The sequence below is a fragment of the Acinetobacter sp. ANC 7912 genome, from assembly GCF_039862785.1.
Taxonomy (GTDB): Bacteria; Pseudomonadota; Gammaproteobacteria; order Pseudomonadales; family Moraxellaceae; genus Acinetobacter; species Acinetobacter thermotolerans.
Genome location: NZ_CP156795.1, coordinates 118,560 through 138,258 on the forward strand (window position 1 = coordinate 118,560; position 19,699 = coordinate 138,258).

Sequence of the window (19,699 nt, forward strand, 5' to 3'; positions counted from 1 at the left end):
GGCAATAAATAAGATGGCAGTAATTACTGCTATCTTTTGAATTTTTTTTTGAAGGAATTATACTGTGTCAACCACACCTCCTAAATTTTCATTTAGAAATAAAGTACGTGAAGCGATTTATATTAGACGTACTAATATAAAAAATGGTTTCAATGATAAGATATATAGCTTGGATAAAAAGTCTGTGGCATATCCGTTTGTTGAAAAATTTGGTGTGAGTTATCCTAAGGTTTACTTTAAAAATACTAAATTAAGTTTGATTGATTTTTCAGAAATAAAAGGTTCTTTTGTTTTAAAACCTGAACAAGCACATAGCTCATTAGGTGTGTTTTTATGCCATTATGATGATAAGTTAAAAAAATATCGTGACTTATTTACTAATGAAATTAGAGAATTAAATGATATTAAAAAAATGGCTGCTGATATTATGGTTGAAAAAAAAATCCATGATCAGTGGTTAGTGGAGGAGCTGGTTTATCCAGATGATGGGCAGTTATATGCTTTGGATGATTGGAAATTCTATTGTTTCTATGGAGAAGTTGGGCTTATTTTACAAAAAAGAAAATCATTGGATGGTAATGTAACATATAAGTTATATGATAAAGATTTTGTACAAGTTAAAAATACTGGGAAATATCTTGGAAAGATTGATGATCTTTTGCCATTACCTAAATTTCAAAATGAAATGATTGATATTGCTCAAACCCTTTCAGGTAAGATTCCTTTACCCTTTATGAGGGTTGATCTTTTTAGCAGTAGTCGAGGGGTTGTTTTTGGTGAGTTTACTCCATTCCCTGGAGGTTTTTCAATGTTTTGGAACACTTGGAATGAAAAGCTGGGTAAAATGTGGGTAGAGGCGGAGGCTAGATTAGATAGGGATATTAAATTAGGTCATTTTTATAATCTTTATTCACAAATTTAATATAAGAAATTGCATAGTCTGAGGTGAAAGTGTGGTTAAGGTAATAATATTAGGCTCTTGCGTGACTCGAGATGCATTTGAATCTAAGATTATGCAAAACAATATTAAAATAGTTAAATATTTTGCTAGAAATTCTTTAGCTAGATTAGCTTTTCCTGTGTTTCCTATACAGGAGAATGAGATTAATCTTAAATCTAAATTTCAGAGAAAAGTCTTGAAATATGCACTGTCTGGTGATTATATGGATGTCATCAAAGAACAAGAATTTGACTATTTATTGTTAGATGTTGTTGATGATAGATTTGGTTTGGTCAAACTTAATGACGAAGAAGTTTATGTAACATTTTCTGATGAACTAAAAAATTCTAAATTTATTACTAATACAGATAAGATTAAAATTTTAGCAAATAGTCAATTTTATCGAGATGCATGGGAATTTGGTTTAAAAGAGCTGTTAAAAGTAGTTCCACCAAATAAAATTATAATTAATAATGTGCAATGGGCAACCCATACAAATATGGGGAATGCTTTGTCTAAACCTGAAAGAATTGCTTTTTGTACTGATGTAGTGAATGGTTTATATCAGATTGCAGCACAATATATACCTGAAGAGAATTTTATTAACTATCCTGTAGGTATATTTATTGGAGATGAAAACCATAAGTGGGGGCGATCACCTTTTCATTATGTAGATGACGTTTATAATTATTTTAATTTCAGATTTTTAGAAATCTCTGCTTCATGTTAAAAACTAACTCACCACAAGGGTGAGTTAGTTTTTTTAATTAGAACCAGTATTCATCGGATTTTAACTTAATCTGAATATCTTCATTTTTAATAGTAATTTCTTCCCATGGAAGGGTGGTATTTTCTACATATTTTAAAACTTTTTTAAAATTAATAGGAGATATTTGTTTTTCTTTATCAAATTTAAATATGTTATCTATGATAATTTTGGGTAAATCAATACTATTGCCTGTGTCTGGCATTAAAGCACTTGTAATTTGTGGTCTAAAATTCACTTCCAATATAAAAACGTCATCTTGATTTATAATGCAGTCAATACCAAGAACATAAAATTCTGGAATTGATTTGGCAAATTTCTCTAATTTCTCTATGGTTTCTGGTTTTAGAAGCGAAAGATTTTGTTCTATATCTCCGCCAGATGATCTACCACGTTTGAAACTTAATATAATTTTTTCTTTTTCTGATGGAATATAGTCTAAAGTCAAATTTTGATTATTTAATTGATTGATAAGATCGTCATTTATTCTTATAGTCTGAATTCTCATTTTTTGTTTTACTGTATTTTTATTTTCTATTAATTTTTCTATCTTGTCTTTTCCATTTCCGATAACATGTGGAAATTCTCGTTTGCAAGCTGCACGGGCTATACCACCAACTGTATAAATTCTAAACTCATCACCTGTAATGTAATTTTCAACAAGAAAATCTGTTTTTTGGGATATAATTGCTCCCTGTAATTCTTCTATCGTATTAAGGTTTGCATGTACACCTTTTCCCATAGATCCATTAATTGGTTTTACAACTAGTGGAAAAGGTGGTAAAAGTTCTTGAATTATGTTTAAAGGTGTATTGGGCTTGAATTTAATACTATGAGGATGATTAATACCTAGTTTATCTAAAAAATTATTTAAATTATCTTTACTATATTTTTTTATACTTTTATCCTGATTTTGTTGAAGAAGTTTAGAATAATTGAAAGTATGTGTAGTTCCTCTTTCATCAGAAATTCTGTAGAAGCCTCCATTTCCCTCTACTTTGAAATATTTTTCTAGCTTTTTATCCGTTGAGATATTCAAAAAAGTTACTTTTAGTCCACGGGATAGAGCATAATATGGAATAGTATATCTTGCTAAAGCATTTCCATATATGTTTAATTTACTCAAAAAATTGTAGTTTAAATAATTAATCATAATTAATGCCTTAGTTTAAATTAGAGTTTGTTAAATTAACATAGCATTCATTATTGTCAATAAATTGTATAGGGCTCTCTTAATCTATAACCTTTAATCTCTGCCCAAAGCACTGCATACTTTGGGCTATTTTTTTCTTCAATCACCTCATTAAAAAAACAATTTAATAAAGTAAGCTTATTGAAGTGAAGTTTTTCATATTTAAAATTTTCATATTTATTGATAAATAAATCTTTGTTATTAGCTCGCTTTTTATAATAATAATCTTCTTTATCTTTCTTATGAAAATTATGCAAAAAATAAACAGACTGAATCAAACTGTCTAAAAAAGGCTTAGCCAACACAGCACGTAAACCCACACTCATTAATGGCGCTAAATACGGCTCATCGACTAAAATATCAGCTGAATACTCGATTAAGCCTTTATGCTGAAATAAGCGCAGCATGAAATCAAAATCTTCATAACCATGTCCAACAAACTGCTCATCAAAACCACCAATCTCACGCACACTGGCAAGATCAGTTAGTACAATAGAAGAAGGAAAAGCAAGGTGTAAAACCAAATCACGGCGAAAATCATAATAATGCTGTTTAAATTCAGCAGCAGAATATTTAGAAATGAGCTTACTGCCGGATTTAGACAAGTACAAACATGGAAACATCCCAATTTGTTGCGGCTGATGGATGACCTGTTGATAGGCAAGATTGACCAACTGCTGGTCGGGCACGATATCGACATCTAAAAACAACACATAGGGCGTCTTAACGGCAGCAATAGCAGCATTTCTAAGTTTAGCTAAACTACTGGCTTCGGCTTCGACCAAACAGAGCTGAATATTGGCATGTGGAGCAATTAAACGCTGTAAACATTTAACCCAAAATTGTGGTGCAGCATTACAACCAAAAATGAGCTGCACCGGTTGACCTGCAAAGGCAGCAACGAAACCTTTCACACGACGATAGAGATCCCAACTACGGCGATGAAAATCAAGCGGAATAACAATCGATAAATCAGGTGTGTGCACGTTTAATCTCAGCTTTCCAAATAAGGATGATCTACATTACAGGTTTGCAAGATCGATTTCAGCCAGGTCTTTGCAGTGTAATGCTGCTGTACATGGGTATGGGCATAGGCGACCATCTCTTGCTGCTCGGCAGTATAACCGGACTGTAACTGAGAAAACAGCGCTTGTGCCGCTTCGAAATCATCCACCTGAATACACATGTCTTGAAATAAATGATCAATGGCCTGACTTGGATTAGAAATCACCAAACGACCACAGGCCATCACCTCAATCAAACGCCGTGAAAACATGGTCGGAGAGTCGGTAATGGTGTTCACATTTAACACTTGCTGATAACGGCGATAGGTGGCCGGTGTTTCTGGATAAGGTACAGGCGGATAATAGTTTACATCCCCATCGTAATAGGGGAACGTATATTCCATAGAGGGGTTGGTATGACGATTAAACAGATCCAGGCCATACGGTGCGGCAGCTAAAAAAATCTGATCCTGCCATTGGGTGCGTTGATCATGCATATTGCTCTGATAAGTACCCATAAACACACTGCGTTTTAATGGGGCTTCTGAAGTTGAAAAATGCATCTGCGGCTGAATAAAAAACGGCGCAACAGCAGCGACACTGTTTGGGGCATCTTTTATATAACGAGCTATACTGTTTGCATCTGTCGTGAAAATATAATCGAATAATTTGGCAGACTCTATAAACTGATCATAGTGATAAGGGTCTTCCTTGTTCCAAAAAATAGTTGGAATATTATGGTCTTTACACCAATAAACTAATTTTTTCAAAGCATTATTATTGCGTTGAGGATGGTTGGGGTAATGAGCAACTTTATGCCGCCAGACATCATTGTTTCCACGCCAGGCCGATTCTACAAGTAAGAAGTCAATTTTTTGGCTTAAACGGTACCAAAAGGGCTTTTGACTTAATAGCTCTACATCCGATTCTGGTTTTAATGTATTGTAGGTGAAATCATCTAGAATACTGAGTATACGTAATTTCTTCATAGAATGATCTACTACCTGAAGTTGCTATATGTGTTATTTGGGTGGTGTATTCTACAATGTGTTTCATATTTATTTATATTTATAGCTTATAAATCTATCTTATGCGTTATTTTGGCTCCAAAAATTTAGAAAAATTGATGCAAGTATATCCAGTTGACTTTCGGTATGAGAGTTTTAGCTGTGGATGGGGCCGTAAAAAAAGTTTCTTTAAAGCCCAAGCCTTAGCCGAACAAAAAGGTCTGAAAGCTCTTTGCTTGGAGGACGGCTTTGTCCGTTCTCTAGGTCTTGGTAAAGATGGTTATCCACCTCTGTCGCTTGTTGTTGATGAAACCGGTATTTATTTTGATGCCTTACAGTCTTCAGATCTAGAAAACCTCATTTTAAAAGATGAGAATGTTAGAGATAATCTTCGTGCCCAGCATGCCATCGACCAAATCTTAAAATATGGAATTACTAAATATAATCAAAAATTTCAAACAATAGATTTATGCAAGTTTGATCAAAAAAGCACACATATCTTAGTGATAGATCAAACCTTTGGTGATCAATCAATCAAATATGCAGGGGCTACTCCTGACACATTTAAAAGCATGTTAAGACAAGCCTGTATTGATCATCCAGATGCGACTATATGGGTAAAGACCCATCCTGATGTACTGGCCGGGAAAGCTCAAGCCCATTTTGCTCAAGAGGATTTCAATCATCCCAATATCCGGTTGCTCACGGAGCACTATAATCCTGTCGAGCTGCTGCAGCAGATGGACGAAGTGTATGTGGTGAGTTCTCAGCTTGGTTTTGAAGCACTGTTATGTGGAAAAAAAGTACATTGTTTCGGCGTGCCGTGGTATGCAGGCTGGGGGTTGACCAATGATGCTCATGCGCCTTTGGATATTCTGAATGGCCGCAGAAACCGGCAAAAAAGCTTGCAACACTTATTTGCCTGCGCCTATTTTCACTATGCCCGCTATGTAAATCCGCTCACCGGGCAACGTTGTGAATTGGAAGATATTCTAGAGCTGCTTATTCCCAATATTGAAGTACAAAAGAGATTAGAAAGTCGTTATATCGCTTATGGGTTTTCCCCTTGGAAAAAGCGCTTTATTCCGGATTTTTTAGGCTTTCCAAAACTGGATTTAAAATTCCAGCGTTATCTTAAACCGAGAAAGTCTGAACATGTGCTGGCCTGGGGCAAGAAGGCTCGACAGCTTAAAGATAAACAATACAATCACATTACTACAGTGGAAGATGGCTTTATCCGCTCCGTAGGACTGGGAGCAAAGCTGATTCGGCCATGTTCCCTGGTCTTTGATGATGTTGGAATTTATTACGATGCCACCCAACCTTCGCGTCTTGAACAACTCTTAAACCAGGTCGAGCTCAATGCCCAACAAGCGCAACGGGCCACACGCTTGCAACAGATGCTGATAGATCTGAATATTTCCAAATATAATGTAGGCGAATTTAAGCGTTTAACCAGACCTGAGCATCCACGGGTTTTATTGGTTGTAGGGCAGGTCGAAGATGATATGTCTATTCAGCTTGGTGGCGTGGGAATAAAAACCAACCTCGCGCTGTTAAAAGAAGTACGAACCAGAAATCCCGATAGCTATATTATCTATAAGCCGCATCCTGATGTGCAAACCGGTTTAAGGGTGGGCGGTATTCCTGCTGCCGAGATATTGCGTTATGCAGATCAGGTAGAGTTAGATGCTTCTATCCTTGAATGTTTTGAAATTGTAGATGAGCTACATACCATTACATCGCTCAGTGGTTTTGAAGCACTCATTAGAGGCTTGAAGGTATACTGTTATGGCTTACCTTTCTATGCGGGATGGGGGCTGACTCAAGATCTGTATCAATCAGAGCGACGTAACAAAAAAATTAGCCTTGAAAAACTAATTTATATTACGCTGGTAGAATATCCAATTTATAATTTAGAAGTGACAAAAAAAATGCGGATACCTGTAGTGCGTCCCGAAGATGTCATTACATCTATCAAGCAACAATTAGACCAAGCGGTAAAGGTAAACAGCCATAAAAAGAGTATACTGTCGCCTTTATATAATTTACTAAAAAAACTGGGTTAATTTCTCATGTCTGTACATGTAAATAATTTACTACTTTCAGACAGGGTCTTGTTGTTGCAGGGCCCTATGGGCAGTTTTTTTTCTACTTTTGCCAACTGGCTAAAGTCCAATGGCGTTCAATGCTTTAAGGTGAATTTCAATGGTGGCGATCAGTTTGATGCGCGTCATTTTGAATATAGCTTTGACTATACGGGCACTTATGCGGATTTTGCCCAATGGATTGAGCACCTCATATTAACTCATGAGATTGATGCTGTCGTGTGTTTTGGCGACTGCCGTAAGTATCATCAGACCGCGAAAAAAATAGCAGCAAAAAATAAAGTGAAGTTTTTTGTCTTTGAAGAAGGCTATATTCGTCCGAACTATATTACCTTTGAGCAAGATGGCGTTAATTTCTTTTCAAAATTTTTAACTCATTTCCAAACGACGACTGTAAAAACCTCCCGGGTAAATAAGCAGGTTGAAACTATTCATAGCAGTACAAGTCTTAGAGTATTCAGTGTTATTGCCTATTACTTTTTTATGCTGATCTTTTGCTGGAAATATCGGCATTATAAACACCATCGGCAAATGAGTGTCTGGACAGAACTTTATTATTGGATCTGGGCGGGAATTCGCCGCTTAAAGAATTCCTGCTTTGAAAGCCGTAAATTTAATCATTTTATTCGTCACCATCAAAAACGCTATTTTGTATTTGCCTTACAGGTACATAATGATTTCCAGATCAGGACGCATTCTGAACTGAAATGTATGAAAAAATATATTCAGCTGGTGATAGAGGATTTTGCTGATCATGCTGATCCATATCATCATTTGGTATTAAAGCATCATCCTATGGATCGTGGCTATCGTAATTATGCAAGATTAATTCGTAGATTAGCGAAAAAACATGGAGTAGAAGGGCGTATCCATTATTTTTGTGATATTCATCTACCGACTTTATTAAAGCATAGTTTAGGTTTTGTTGCGGTAAATAGTACAACCGGTATCCAGGCTTTATATCATCAGATTCCTGTAAAAGTATTAGGACATGCTTTATATAATTTACCTAAACTGACGAATCAGCGCCCATTGTCAAAATTCTGGCGTAACCCAGGTAAAGTTGATCAGGTGTATTTTAAAAAATTCCGGGAAAGGTTGATTGATTACTCCCAACTCAATGGTTCTTTTTATGGAGAATCACCTTGGATGGAGCAATATAGTATTGAATCTTCTACTATTACCCAGCCAGTGAAGGCTGCTTTAGAAGAGCGGGTGAACATTGGTTCATAAGAATTTATACTTTTAAGTGAATGGTAATAGGGTCTAAATCATAAAATGAATAAAAGCGAACATTGCTTCGCTTTTTTTGTTAATTCAGAGATTGAAATAAAAAAGCCCCAATCTTTCGATCAGGGCTTTTAGAATCTGGAGCGGGAAACGAGACTCGAACTCGCGACCCCAACCTTGGCAAGAGTCACCGACATAAAATACACTAAATAACATAATTAGTATTTTAATAAACTCTATATATAACAGTTATATAGGGTTTTTATTTTGTGTGGTGTAATTTAAGGTAGGGTGGGGTACTTTGATTTTTGGTCACTAATTTATTGTGATAATCAACAATAATAACCAACATACACATGCTTAATCTAAAGGTGAACCGTACCGGGTTTGTCGGAGAGTCAATATTCTGAGAGACTACCCCGATGACAAAATTAAAATATACCCCTGAAATCAGAGAAAGAGCGGTTCAATTATTGATTGAATCTGAAAAAGATTATCCATCGAATTGGGCTGCAATCACAGCAATTGCGCCTAAGATTGGTTGTACTCCTGAAACACTTCGTGCCTGGCATCAAAAGCATTTAGATCAGCAAAATCCTATTAAAGTACAACAGATATCTGATCAAGAAAAAATGAAGCAAATGGAACGTGAAATTAAAGAATTAAAGCGTGCCAATGAAATTCTACGTAAAGCAGCCGCTTTTTTCGCCCAGGCGGAGCTCGACCGCCCACACAAATAATGGTGGATTTCATCCATAACAATAAAGACTTATATGGTGTTGATGCGATTTGTAGGATTTTACCGATCGCAGCTTCAACCTATTACCGAACTTTAGATCTCGCTGACAATCCAGAACATCGAGCAAAGCGAGATTTACATGACTTGCATCATGCTGAACAAATTAAACGAATTTGGAAAGAAAGTTCAGGTCGATATGGTGTGCGTAAGGTCTGGCAACAATTGAAACGTGAAGGTTATGTTATCGCACGTTGTACAGTTGCTCGATTGATGCAGAAGCTAGGTATACAAGGTGTTTGGCGTGGTAAGAATAAACAAACCACCCGTAACCGAGATGATCAAAAAAGAGCAGATGATTTAGTGAAACGTAATTTTAATGCTGATCATCCTGACCAACTGTGGGTGAGTGACTTTACGTATATTCAAACTCATTCAGGCTGGGTCTATACCGCCTTTATTATTGATGTGTTCTCACGAGCAATTGTTGGATGGAAAGTATCTACACGGATGAATACAGATATGGTACTCGATGCACTTGAGCAAGCATTGCACGATCGAGGCATGCCAAAGAATGTGATTCATCATTCCGACAGAGGTGTGCAATATCTTTCCATTCGCTATACCAATCGTTTAGAAGCTGCAAATTTACGAGCATCAGTCGGTACGACTGGTGATTCATACGATAATGCTTTGGCTGAAACGGTGAATGGCTTATACAAAACAGAGGTGATTGAATATCTAAAAGCAGATTGGCAAGGTTTAGCAGATGTACAACTTGCGACACTAAACTGGGTAGATTGGTTCAATAAAAAGCGTGTACACAGTGCACTGGGTTATGTATCGCCTTTTGAGTTTGAAGCAATGTACTATGATAAGATTAACCCGTTAGGTCAGGTGGCCTAACTTAAATAAAAAAATCTCCGACAAACCCGGTACGGTTCAGTTCCAGGTAGTAGCAAAGGGCCGAGATTGATGTGCGCCAAAGCGTACAAAATAGCCTAAATTTTATCCCCAGCAATTGGGGATAGTTTTGGAACCTGGATCCGTATGAAATGGGCACTGATTGCTAAATTGATCATTTTTTTAGCCAATTTTCTTGGCAAAAACTATCAAAATCGCTCATAAAAAAGCCGACTTGTTTCAAAGTCGGCTTTTTGGGCATTTTTAGATTTTTATGGTTTAAATAAGTATCTGATATTTCAATTAATATACAAGTGTACTTCGTATAACCGCCATTATGTTAAATGGAGATTTATTTCAAACATTATTCAACTAAATATGCCTAAAAAATCCATTTAAAATTAATTAAGCTGTTGTAATTTTTCATATAAATAATCAATAAATAATCTAACTCTCTTAGGTATATAATTTTTTTTGTAATAGACAGCATGGATTTTTTGCTCATGAATCTTTATTTCATCTTCAAACAAAGCAATTAATTTACCTTCTTTTATATCCTTTAAAATTAAAAATTCAGAGAGACAAGCAATTCCTACGCCTTGTAAAGCAAGTTGACGAACACTTTCGCCATTAGAAGCTGTAATAGATGGTGAAGTTTTATATAGTTGATCATTTATATAAATTGGCCAATTATTTAAATGCAAAGGATGGCTAAATCCTAATAATCTATGTTGATTTAACTCAATAATAGATTTTGGTAAGTTATTTTTTTTGAGATATTCAGCGCTAGCAACGATATACAAACGACTTTTACATAATAATTTTGCATAGAGACTTGAATCTTCTAGATCACCAAACCGTATAGCAACATCTATTTTATGCTCTAATAAATTAATTACATGATCATGACTAGTTAGTTCAATACTGATTTTTGGATATCGTTCTATAAACTCTGGTATTAATGGAATAATTACATGCAATACAAACGGTGTTGCTGAATCTATTTTAATTAAGCCTGTAGGTTCAGTACCTGGATTAATTAACAACTCTTCAGCTTCATTCAAATCAGAAAGTAATTTTCTTGCTCTTTCTAAAAAAATTTTTCCATCATAGGTAAGATTAAGGCTACGGGTTGTACGTTCGATTAATTTAACATTTAATTTTTTTTCGAGGCGTTGTAATGTGCGACTGATAGCAGATGTTGTTTGATTTAATTGTTCTGCTGTTTTCACTATAGAGCCACAATCAGCGATCGTAACAAATACTAAAAGTTCATCAAATGTAGATTTCATATCTAAGTAAATCATTAATAAAAAATCATTTTTAATTATATATTAATTTTAATTATTAACAATTAATCAATAATGTTTTGTTAATAATTGCATTTATGTTGATGAATCTTAAATTTATATTGTACCTCTCTATTCAATTTGGGATGAAGATGAATAATATTTTAATTATCAATGGTGCTAAAACTTTTGCTCATTCTAATGGTGAATTGAATGATACCTTGACGATTTTGGCAGAAGAAGTATTAACCGAATTAGGTCATAAAGTTAAAGTTACGCGTGCTGATAGTGCTTTTGATCCAAAAGAGGAGGTAAAAAAATATCTTTGGGCTGATGCTATTATTTATCAAATGCCAGGCTGGTGGATGGGTGCACCATGGACAGTAAAAAAATATATTGATGATGTATTTACTGAAGGTCATGGTCATATATACGCTAATGATGGTCGTTCACGTTCGGATACTTCTAAAAAATATGGTTCGGGAGGTTTAATGCATGGCAAAAAATTTATGCTGTCATTAACTTGGAATGCACCTGCTGAAGCATTTACTGATCCAAAACAATTTTTTGAGGGGAGAGGTGTAGATGGGGTTTATTTACCTTTTCGAAAAGCCAATGAGTTTCTTGGTATGCAAAGCATGTCAACATTTATTGCTCATGACGTCATCAAAGCACCAAACGTACCACAAATAAAAGATGATTATCGCCAACATTTGATCCGTAATTTTTCTGCATCAGTGATATAGAGGTAAATGATGTTAACAATTATTGCTGAAATTAAAATAAAACCCGGTTCAGAGCATCTGCAACATGTAATCAATTCATTCAAGGAGATCACACCAACAGTGCTTGAAGAAGATGGTTGTTTTAGTTACGAATTACTTATTAATCATGAGAGTCATGCGTCTTATCAGGCGCCATTGAAAAATACAGTCGTTATGTTGGAAAAATGGAAAAGTATCAAACATTTAGATGCCCACCTTGCAACCGTACATATGCAAGAACATCACTTTAAGATAAAAGATGATGTTCTTGGTGTTGATATCCGAATTTTAGAGAATGGATTTTAATCAAATTATTATATTCATTTATGAGTTTCTCTAAAATTAACATAATACACGTTATACGAAGTCAAAAAAGGGAGCCTCTAGCTCCCTTTTTTACTATATTTTTTAAAGTTTTAGGCGTGTTGTACTGTGAGTTTTAGACCTAAAGCATTCACAACACGATTAATCGTATCAAAACGTGGTGCTGAATCCTGACGTAGAGCTTTGTAAAGTGCCTCACGTCCAATCCCTGCTTCTTTAGCGATTTGAGTCATGCCACGAGCTTTAGCAATAACGCCAAGTGCATGGGCTAATTCAGCTGGATCATTCTCTTCAAGAACCATATTGAGATACATCACAATGTCTTCTTCAGTTTTGAGCGACTCAGCCATATCAAAACTTGGTAAATCAGCGACTTTAACCATTTTAATCCTCCAATGTTTTCGATAATTTGACTGCACGATTGATGTCTTGTTGTTGAGTTGATTTATCTCCTCCACCAAGCATTACAATAACTACGTCACCATGTTGGATGTAATACATCCTCCATCCAGAACCGAAGAATTCTCTCATTTCCCAAACGCCATCTTGAAGAGGTTTAATGTCTCCCCAATTTCCACGTTGAACCTTATCTAATCGACGATTCAGGCGGATACGGGTCATATTGTCTTTAATGCCATCCAACCATTCATCAAATTCTGGCAGACGTTTAATTTCAATCATGAGGATTCCTTCTCTTCTCACTATATTGTATTCGATCGAATACAATATGCAAGTAATCTATATGAACATCCATTAATTTCGTATAACAACCATTATGTTAAATGGGGCGGATTTATTTAATCCGCTTACCATTTTTATCGATGATTATTTCACCATCCTCTTTGATAAAAGCTCCTAATTGAGGTGCAGACAAAATATCTAAAACGAGTTCAGATGGTCTACAAAGTTTTACGCCTAACTCAGTCACTACAAATGGACGATTAATTAAAATTGGATACTCCAGCATAAACTGAATAAGCTGCTCATCTGTCCAGTGCTGCTGATCCAAGTTGTGAGCTTCAAAATGTTCCACGTTTTTGCGAATAGCTTCACGTACAGAGAGACCTGATTTCTCAATTAAATTAATGAGTTCACTTTTACTTGGAGGGTTGAGAAGATACTCAATAATTTCGGGTTCTTCTCCGGTATTTCGAATTAGCGCCAGTGTATTTCTTGATGTTCCGCACGCTGGATTATGATAGATCTTAACTTTTGATGACATTGTACTTACTCAGGACTTAATAATATTGCATTTATATATGGATATACGTATATTCGCAATAGCATATATTAGAGTATAGATTATGGATCAAGCAGATTTCTTTAAATGCCTATCTGACCCGACACGTCTAGATATTTTAAAAATTATTTTAGAAAGACAAAATGTATGTGTTTGTGAAATCACAGAGATATTACAACTGAGCCAACCTAAAATTTCTCGTCACTTGGCTTTACTCCGTAACCTTTCAATTTTGCTAGATGAGCGCAAGGGACAATGGGTGTATTACCGATTAAATCCTGATTTACCAGAATGGGTAAATGCAGTGTTCAGTGTTTTGAATGATGAAGTATTAAATAAACCTACGAGCAACTTATCTATCTCTATGCAATGCGAGTAATTCAATGTCCGCATCAAAGCTCTCATTCTTAGATCGAAACCTAACTCTATGGATTTTCATTGCCATGGCATTAGGCGTAGGTATTGGGGTGTTTTTCCCTCAAACATCTGTTGTATTAGATCAATTAAGCATTAATTCAGTGAATATCCCTATCGCAATAGGGCTTATTTTGATGATGTATCCACCACTTGCCAAAGTAGACTATGCGACTTTGCCTAAAGTCTTTGAGGACAAGCGGACCCTTACATTATCTCTCGTTCAAAACTGGCTAATAGCACCTTGCTTAATGTTTGGTTTGGCCATTATTTTTCTGCACGCCTATCCTGAATACATGACAGGTCTCATTCTGATTGGTTTAGCCCGATGTATTGCTATGGTCCTCGTTTGGAATGGCTTGGCATGTGGGGATAATCAGTATGTTGCTGCCTTAGTCGCGTTTAACAGTATCTTCCAGATCTTATTCTTTAGTACTTATGCCTGGTTATTCTTAACCTTCTTACCACCATTCTTTGGGGTAGAAGCACAAATCATTGATGTAAGCTTTTGGACCATTACCCATGCTGTTCTGGTTTATCTAGGTATTCCGTTCTTACTTGGGTTTTTAACCCGACTGATTTTGGTTAAAAAAAATGGTTTGGCTTGGTATCAAACTAAGTTTATCCCAAAGATTAGCCCAATCAGCCTTATTGCCCTTTTATTCACGATTGTAGCCATGTTCAGTCTTAAAGGTGGTGAAGTGATTAGCCTTCCTCTAGACGTGCTTAGAATCGCTATTCCTTTGACGATCTATTTTGTTGCAATGTTCTTCATTAGCTTCTTTATGAGTAAGTGGATGGGCAATGATTACCCTAAAACGACTGCTATTTCCTTTACTGCGGCAGGCAACAATTTTGAATTAGCACTGGCTGTAGCGATTGCCACTTTTGGATTAGCTTCACCTGTGGCTTTCACAACAGTGATTGGACCGCTTGTTGAAGTGCCTGTATTGATTACCTTAGTGACAGTTTCGCTATGGCTGAGAAAAAAAGTTTTTAAAGAGGCATGAAGCTAATGAACTTACCAAATATTGATCTTAGTCTTTTGGAAAAACCGACTTTAGAAAAAGTTCAGGCAAAGAACCTTGAACATCCTCCAAGAATACTGCTTCTGTATGGCTCAAATCGTGATCGATCATATAGCCGTTTAGCTATTCAGGAAGCTGGTCGAATTCTTGAATATTTTGGTGCGGAAGTGAAGATTTTCCATCCTAAAGGGCTACCTCTGCCTGAAGATGGTGATATGGAACACCCTAAAGTTAAAGAACTGCATGAACTTTTAGCATGGTCTGAAGGAATGGTTTGGTGCTCTCCTGAACGCCATGGCGCGATGAGTTCAATTTTAAAAGCTCAAATTGATTGGATTCCATTAGCAGCAGGTGCAATCCGTGCAACGCAAGGTAAAACTTTAGCGGTGATGCAAGTCTGTGGCGGTTCACAGTCGTTTAATGCTGTAAATCAATTACGTATTTTAGGGCGTTGGATGCGTATGATTACGATACCCAATCAGTCTTCAGTGCCTAAAGCATTTCTTGAGTTTGAAGAAGATGGTCGTATGAAACCTTCCTCTTATTACAATAGGATTGTGGATGTGATGGAAGAGCTCTATAAATTTACGCTTTTAACCAGAGGACAATCAGCATATCTAACTGACCGTTACTCTGAACGTGTAGAGAGTGCGGAAGAGCTTTCAAAGCGTGTGAATCAAAAGAGTATTTAGATTTCCTAAAATGTAAGCATCCGGCTAACACAGCCTTACCAAGCGATCCTATAAGCCTTAATTTAGTTCCCACCTAAAAACAAGTGGGGACTTAATCCATGAACATGGATATATATTCAGCAACACCTCCTGTTGCTACAAAACGCAGAAAATACAGCAAAGAATTCAAACTCAGTATTGTCAATGCCTGTAAAAATCCTAATACCTCGATCGCTTCGGTCGCACTGCAACATAGTATTAATGCCAACCTTGTCAGTCGTTGGATCAGGATCTTCAGCCATCATGAGGGTGCCGTGCAGGATCCTACTCATGTGAATCCAGCATTTATTGCTTTGCCTTACACTGCTGCAATCAGCCAACCTATTGATGAGAGGATCACGTTGTGTATCACCGTGCCTCATACGAATAATGATATTCAGTGAACCGTACCGAGTTTGTCGGAGAATTTTTATTTAAGTATTTTATTCATAGAAACAATGCTAAAACTTTTGACCCCATTTGGTTTAAAATTAACTGTTGTGAAGAAATCATCACTTTCTATCAGGATATTTTCGATCTCAATGAACTGTTTAACTTCTCGAATTTGATTGTCTTTATTCACAATATTCCTATTGAGTGAGTCGAATCTGTGCTCAGGTTGAGCAGTTCGGCTACTGTTCTGAAATGACAGCTTTGTCCGTTATAATTGTATAAACATTTTGGTGTCTGGTAATTATGTCCTTATTGATCAATTTTCTATCTCGCTTTAGTACTGCAACTCTTCAGCGCAGTCTGAGCTATGCTAAACACATTGATAGGGAAACAATTGAGTTCTTTGAGGAAAATGATGATGTCACGATGTATGCTCAAATTGAAGGGACAGATTATTACGATACCGCGATTACCTATAATCTTAAAAAAGACCGTTTAATCGATGATGACTGCACTTGTCCAGTTGGATATAACTGTAAACATGCTGCTGCTTTAGCGCGGTTATTCTTTCAAGAATATCGTCAGGAATTTCAACAGCGTTATGCTGAATCTCAATCTCCGCAGGGAATCGCAAAACGCCGATGGGGGGATGATCAGGCGCAGCGTTGGTTGAATGATTTTAAACGGTATTTACAACAGACTGAACCAGAGCAATCTGTCAAAACAAACAATTATTTAATTTACCTGCTAGATCAGTCGGTCAGCTTAAAGAAATTGACAGTTGATGTTCAGAAAGCCAGACGCAATAAAAACGGCTCAATTGCAGGGGAAAGTTATTATACCCAATATGAAAATATCACCAGAAAGCATCTGACTTTACCTGAACAAAAACGACAATTATTTAACCAGATTTATTATTACGCCAAAATAAACAGCGACGAGCGTTTTTATCAAAGCAATCTTGATATCTCCGGAATTTCATTGGAGCACTTTAAATCTTTTATTCAAAGTGGCGATGTGTACTGGCAAAAAAAGAGCTATGCTGCACTTCAATGGTCAGAACAAGGCTATCACATCGAATTGATCTGGGAACAAGGTGTCAACAAACAGACGGAGCATTTAAACATTGAATTGGTCAATGGCGATATTCGACTCGATTTAAAATCAAATCCACATATCCAGATTCTCGCGAGCCAGCCACCATGTTATGTGGATATTCAACAGAACACGGTGGGCCAGTTATATGGTGAATATACGGCAAAGCTGCTCTACCATTTTTTACAGATGCCTGATCTTCCAGCTAAGCTCTTGCCAGAGTTTGAGAAACTGACTCATCAATATTCAGACGTGAAAAATCTGCCTCAGCCCGAGTCTATTCAGCATATTGATGTCCTTGAGGGTAGTCCCCAGCCAATTTTACGCTTCGGTGTTTTAGATAAATTTGATTGGAAATGGGAAGAGTCTGTTTGTGCTGAAATTGAATTCTCCTATGCAGGTGGGCGAATTAAAGCAGGTACATCAGGTGACAGTTTTATTGGTGAACAGCATGGCAAAATGGTGCGACAGCTTCGGGACTTAGTTCAGGAACAACAGTCAATCCAGCGTTTACAGCTATTGGTCGAATCACTGAAGTGGGTGAAAGATCTTAGTTATGACCAGCAATTAAAACTGGATAAACAACGTCTTGATTCTATGGTTTTTGCTTTCTATGGAGACTGGATCAAACAGCTCATGCCCATCAATCAAATTGAGTTGATGGGCTGGCAGATAGAGCATCTGGAAAACAGCCCCTTTAACCTGCAATATGTCGAAAATTTAAATATTTCTATCACTGAATCTGAAGGTCAGCAGGACTGGTTCAATATCGGGGCGACGGTTCAAGACAGTGCAGGTAATTCTTATAATTTGCTTGATGCGCTCGTAGCTTTGGTGCGAGTAAATCCTGATTTACTTGATCCGCGGACGTTTATTCATCTGCATGACAGTCAAATTTTCACCGTGAAAACTGCAGTTGATCAACCTGATTTGGCTCTATCCGCTAGGGATATTAAGCCGGTATTGTTGCATCTGCAGAGCATTTTACAGCAAGAAGAGCGCAGTATTGATCGCTATGATGCGAGTCAATTATTAGAATTGCAGCATAATCTTGGGATGACATGGCAGGTCAGTGATCGCCTGCAGCAATTTGTACAGAAATTCAAACAAGGCTATCAGCAACAACTGCCGACACCACAAGGTTTTCAGGGGGAGTTGCGTCCATACCAGCAGCAGGGCTTAGGCTGGTTACAGTTTTTAAGGGAAACCCAGCATGGCGGGATTCTGGCAGATGATATGGGCTTGGGGAAAACAGCACAAACTTTAGCCCATTTACTCATGGAAAAGCAGGCTGGATATTTGCAGGACAGTCCCGCCTTAATTGTTGCACCCACATCGCTGATGCATAACTGGTTCAAAGAAGCGGAGAAATTTACCCCTGAGCTCAAGGTATTGCTGCTACAGGGGCCCGACCGCCATCAGAATTTTGAGCAGATTCCGCACTATGATATTGTGTTAACCACCTATCCGCTTCTAGCGAGAGATGAAGAACAACTAAAGCAATATGAATATCATCAACTCATTTTGGATGAGGCGCAGAATATCAAAAATCCGCGTGCCAAAGCTGCACAGGTAGTACGCCAATTAAAAGCACGACATCGTTTGTGTCTAACAGGTACCCCGATGGAAAATAATTTGGGTGAACTGTGGGCACTATTTTATTTCCTGATGCCAGGATTTTTATATTCACAAGAAATTTTTAATAAAAAGTACCGTCATCCGATTGAAAAACGCGGTGATCAGCAGTTAAGGCAAAAGCTGGTCAACCGGATTAAGCCCTTCATTTTACGTCGCTTGAAAACTGACGTAGCCAAAGAATTGCCAGAAAAAACTACGATTGAAGTCAATATTGATATGAATGACCAGCAATCCAAGTTATATGAGGCTGTTCGTGCCACGATGCAGGAAAATATTCAGAAAATTGTGGCAGAAAAAGGCTTTAAACGTAGTCAAATTCAAATTTTAGATGCCTTACTGAAGCTACGTCAGGTGTGCTGCCATCCTAGCTTACTAAAGCTGGATTCAGTGAAAACCGGGCAGGCACACTCTGCCAAACTTGAACAGTTGATGGATATGGTCGTTCCAATGGTGGAGGAGGGGCGAAAAATTCTGATCTTCTCTCAGTTTACCTCAATGTTGGAACTGATTGAGCAACAGCTCCATCACGCAGAAATTGGCTATGTGAAGCTGACTGGAACGACCAAAAAGCGAGATGAAGTCATTACAGCATTTCAGTCTGGACAAGTGCCGGTATTTTTAATCAGTCTGAAAGCAGGAGGGGTCGGTCTGAATCTAACTGCCGCAGATACGGTCATTCACTATGATCCATGGTGGAACCCTGCTGCTGAAGATCAAGCTTCAGATCGTGCATGGCGGATTGGACAGGACAAGCCAGTATTTGTGTATAAGCTGATTACCAATAAAAGCATAGAAGAAAAAATTCTTGCCTTACAGCAAAATAAAGCAGAACTGGCACAGTCTATTCTAAGTACCGATCATGAGGGCGAAGCGAAACTGACGGAAAATGACGTGATGAACTTGTTTGAGAAATTTTAG

19 protein-coding genes and 1 other annotated feature are annotated in these 19,699 nt (G+C 37.1%); of the genes, 12 read left to right on the forward strand and 7 right to left on the reverse strand.

All coding sequences use genetic code 11. The features are described 5' to 3' along the window. Nucleotides 1-64 precede the first annotated feature (64 nt). Nucleotides 65-922, forward strand: a complete 858-nt coding sequence (locus ABEF84_RS00530) for an ATP-grasp fold amidoligase family protein (RefSeq protein ID WP_347473715.1) — start codon at nt 65-67, stop codon at nt 920-922. 31 nt (nt 923-953) lie between these two features. After that, nucleotides 954-1,670 carry a DUF6270 domain-containing protein gene (locus tag ABEF84_RS00535; protein ID WP_347473716.1) on the forward strand — a complete coding sequence of 239 codons (717 nt, stop codon included), beginning with the start codon at nt 954-956 and terminating at the stop codon, nt 1,668-1,670. Between the two features lie 37 nt (nt 1,671-1,707). Here the strand turns inward: ABEF84_RS00535 and ABEF84_RS00540 are convergent, their stop codons facing one another. Genes ABEF84_RS00540 through ABEF84_RS00550 form a run of 3 tightly spaced genes read right to left on the reverse strand, consistent with a single transcriptional unit; the run spans nt 1,708 to nt 4,891 of the window. Beyond that, nucleotides 1,708-2,859: an ATP-grasp domain-containing protein gene (locus ABEF84_RS00540; protein WP_347473717.1), complete on the reverse strand. Its 1,152-nt coding sequence runs from the start codon at nt 2,857-2,859 to the stop codon at nt 1,708-1,710. 56 nt (nt 2,860-2,915) lie between these two features. After that, a complete protein-coding gene (locus ABEF84_RS00545; RefSeq protein ID WP_347473718.1) occupies nt 2,916-3,884 on the reverse strand; it encodes a glycosyltransferase family 2 protein in 969 nt (322 codons plus the stop codon). 8 nt (nt 3,885-3,892) lie between these two features. Continuing rightward, nucleotides 3,893-4,891 (reverse strand): glycosyltransferase, encoded by a 999-nt coding sequence (locus ABEF84_RS00550; RefSeq protein ID WP_347473719.1) that lies wholly within the window; start codon nt 4,889-4,891, stop codon nt 3,893-3,895. A gap of 137 nt (nt 4,892-5,028) precedes the next feature. Between ABEF84_RS00550 and ABEF84_RS00555 the strand changes: the two genes are divergently transcribed. The 3 genes from ABEF84_RS00555 (at nt 5,029) to ABEF84_RS00565 (ending at nt 9,889) form a co-directional block, all read left to right on the forward strand. Beyond that, nucleotides 5,029-6,978, forward strand: coding sequence for a capsular polysaccharide biosynthesis protein (locus ABEF84_RS00555; RefSeq protein ID WP_347473720.1), 1,950 nt, complete (start codon nt 5,029-5,031; stop codon nt 6,976-6,978). Nucleotides 6,979-6,984: 6 nt separating this feature from the next. Continuing rightward, a complete protein-coding gene (locus ABEF84_RS00560) occupies nt 6,985-8,250 on the forward strand; it encodes a capsule biosynthesis protein (RefSeq protein WP_052127938.1) in 1,266 nt (421 codons plus the stop codon). Nucleotides 8,251-8,669: 419 nt separating this feature from the next. Beyond that, a protein-coding gene (locus ABEF84_RS00565; protein ID WP_347473721.1) for an IS3 family transposase occupies nt 8,670-9,889 on the forward strand; the annotation gives its coding sequence in 2 pieces (ribosomal slippage) (nt 8,670-8,946 and nt 8,946-9,889; 1,221 coding nt in all). Beyond that, nucleotides 8,945-9,061, forward strand: a sequence feature (AL1L pseudoknot). (Overlaps the previous gene by 117 nt.) Nucleotides 9,890-10,287: 398 nt before the next feature. Here ABEF84_RS00565 and ABEF84_RS00570 read toward each other — a convergent pair. Further along, nucleotides 10,288-11,178 carry a LysR family transcriptional regulator gene (locus tag ABEF84_RS00570; RefSeq protein WP_248103956.1) on the reverse strand — a complete coding sequence of 297 codons (891 nt, stop codon included), beginning with the start codon at nt 11,176-11,178 and terminating at the stop codon, nt 10,288-10,290. 149 nt (nt 11,179-11,327) lie between these two features. Here ABEF84_RS00570 and ABEF84_RS00575 point away from each other — a divergent pair, with 149 nt between their 5' ends. Both ABEF84_RS00575 and ABEF84_RS00580 read left to right on the forward strand, forming a co-directional pair. Next, nucleotides 11,328-11,921, forward strand: a complete 594-nt coding sequence (locus tag ABEF84_RS00575) for an NAD(P)H-dependent oxidoreductase (protein ID WP_248103953.1) — start codon at nt 11,328-11,330, stop codon at nt 11,919-11,921. A 9-nt stretch (nt 11,922-11,930) separates the two neighbouring features. Beyond that, the gene (locus ABEF84_RS00580; RefSeq protein WP_248103960.1) at nt 11,931-12,245 is read left to right on the forward strand and encodes a putative quinol monooxygenase; all 315 of its coding nucleotides are present in this window, start codon (nt 11,931-11,933) and stop codon (nt 12,243-12,245) included. A gap of 110 nt (nt 12,246-12,355) precedes the next feature. Here the strand turns inward: ABEF84_RS00580 and ABEF84_RS00585 are convergent, their stop codons facing one another. The 3 genes from ABEF84_RS00585 to arsC form a co-directional block, all read right to left on the reverse strand. Then, nucleotides 12,356-12,646, reverse strand: a complete 291-nt coding sequence (locus ABEF84_RS00585; RefSeq protein WP_004969304.1) for an addiction module antidote protein — start codon at nt 12,644-12,646, stop codon at nt 12,356-12,358. Between the two features lies 1 nt (nt 12,647). Further along, nucleotides 12,648-12,944, reverse strand: coding sequence for a type II toxin-antitoxin system RelE/ParE family toxin (locus ABEF84_RS00590; protein ID WP_034583450.1), 297 nt, complete (start codon nt 12,942-12,944; stop codon nt 12,648-12,650). A gap of 112 nt (nt 12,945-13,056) precedes the next feature. Next, nucleotides 13,057-13,485 (reverse strand): arsenate reductase (glutaredoxin), encoded by a 429-nt coding sequence (gene arsC, locus ABEF84_RS00595; RefSeq protein ID WP_034583453.1) that lies wholly within the window; start codon nt 13,483-13,485, stop codon nt 13,057-13,059. An 82-nt stretch (nt 13,486-13,567) separates the two neighbouring features. Here arsC and ABEF84_RS00600 point away from each other — a divergent pair, with 82 nt between their 5' ends. The 5 genes from ABEF84_RS00600 (at nt 13,568) to ABEF84_RS00620 (ending at nt 19,699) form a co-directional block, all read left to right on the forward strand. Beyond that, nucleotides 13,568-13,882, forward strand: a complete 315-nt coding sequence (locus ABEF84_RS00600; protein WP_067731901.1) for a metalloregulator ArsR/SmtB family transcription factor — start codon at nt 13,568-13,570, stop codon at nt 13,880-13,882. A 4-nt stretch (nt 13,883-13,886) separates the two neighbouring features. After that, complete coding sequence (gene arsB, locus ABEF84_RS00605) at nt 13,887-14,927, forward strand: ACR3 family arsenite efflux transporter (RefSeq protein WP_347454570.1); 1,041 nt, start codon at nt 13,887-13,889, stop codon at nt 14,925-14,927. 5 nt (nt 14,928-14,932) lie between these two features. Continuing rightward, the gene (gene arsH, locus ABEF84_RS00610) at nt 14,933-15,637 is read left to right on the forward strand and encodes an arsenical resistance protein ArsH (RefSeq protein WP_180075673.1); all 705 of its coding nucleotides are present in this window, start codon (nt 14,933-14,935) and stop codon (nt 15,635-15,637) included. Between the two features lie 98 nt (nt 15,638-15,735). Then, nucleotides 15,736-16,059 carry a transposase gene (locus ABEF84_RS00615; RefSeq protein WP_347454569.1) on the forward strand — a complete coding sequence of 108 codons (324 nt, stop codon included), beginning with the start codon at nt 15,736-15,738 and terminating at the stop codon, nt 16,057-16,059. Between the two features lie 292 nt (nt 16,060-16,351). Next, the gene (locus ABEF84_RS00620; protein ID WP_347454568.1) at nt 16,352-19,699 is read left to right on the forward strand and encodes a DEAD/DEAH box helicase; all 3,348 of its coding nucleotides are present in this window, start codon (nt 16,352-16,354) and stop codon (nt 19,697-19,699) included.

Bases quoted from the DNA above. Each gene is read 5' to 3' on its own strand.
- ABEF84_RS00540 (WP_347473717.1), bottom strand. From the start codon at position 2,859: ATGATTAATTATTTAAACTACAATTTTTTGAGTAAATTAAACATATAT.
- ABEF84_RS00550 (WP_347473719.1), bottom strand. From the start codon at position 4,891: ATGAAGAAATTACGTATACTCAGTATTCTAGATGATTTCACCTACAAT.
- ABEF84_RS00555 (WP_347473720.1), top strand. From the start codon at position 5,029: ATGCAAGTATATCCAGTTGACTTTCGGTATGAGAGTTTTAGCTGTGGA.
- ABEF84_RS00560 (WP_052127938.1), top strand. From the start codon at position 6,985: ATGTCTGTACATGTAAATAATTTACTACTTTCAGACAGGGTCTTGTTG.
- ABEF84_RS00570 (WP_248103956.1), bottom strand. From the start codon at position 11,178: ATGAAATCTACATTTGATGAACTTTTAGTATTTGTTACGATCGCTGAT.
- ABEF84_RS00575 (WP_248103953.1), top strand. From the start codon at position 11,328: ATGAATAATATTTTAATTATCAATGGTGCTAAAACTTTTGCTCATTCT.
- ABEF84_RS00580 (WP_248103960.1), top strand. From the start codon at position 11,931: ATGTTAACAATTATTGCTGAAATTAAAATAAAACCCGGTTCAGAGCAT.
- ABEF84_RS00585 (WP_004969304.1), bottom strand. From the start codon at position 12,646: ATGGTTAAAGTCGCTGATTTACCAAGTTTTGATATGGCTGAGTCGCTC.
- ABEF84_RS00590 (WP_034583450.1), bottom strand. From the start codon at position 12,944: ATGATTGAAATTAAACGTCTGCCAGAATTTGATGAATGGTTGGATGGC.
- arsC (WP_034583453.1), bottom strand. From the start codon at position 13,485: ATGTCATCAAAAGTTAAGATCTATCATAATCCAGCGTGCGGAACATCA.
- ABEF84_RS00600 (WP_067731901.1), top strand. From the start codon at position 13,568: ATGGATCAAGCAGATTTCTTTAAATGCCTATCTGACCCGACACGTCTA.
- arsB (WP_347454570.1), top strand. From the start codon at position 13,887: ATGTCCGCATCAAAGCTCTCATTCTTAGATCGAAACCTAACTCTATGG.
- arsH (WP_180075673.1), top strand. From the start codon at position 14,933: ATGAACTTACCAAATATTGATCTTAGTCTTTTGGAAAAACCGACTTTA.
- ABEF84_RS00615 (WP_347454569.1), top strand. From the start codon at position 15,736: ATGAACATGGATATATATTCAGCAACACCTCCTGTTGCTACAAAACGC.
- ABEF84_RS00620 (WP_347454568.1), top strand. From the start codon at position 16,352: ATGTCCTTATTGATCAATTTTCTATCTCGCTTTAGTACTGCAACTCTT.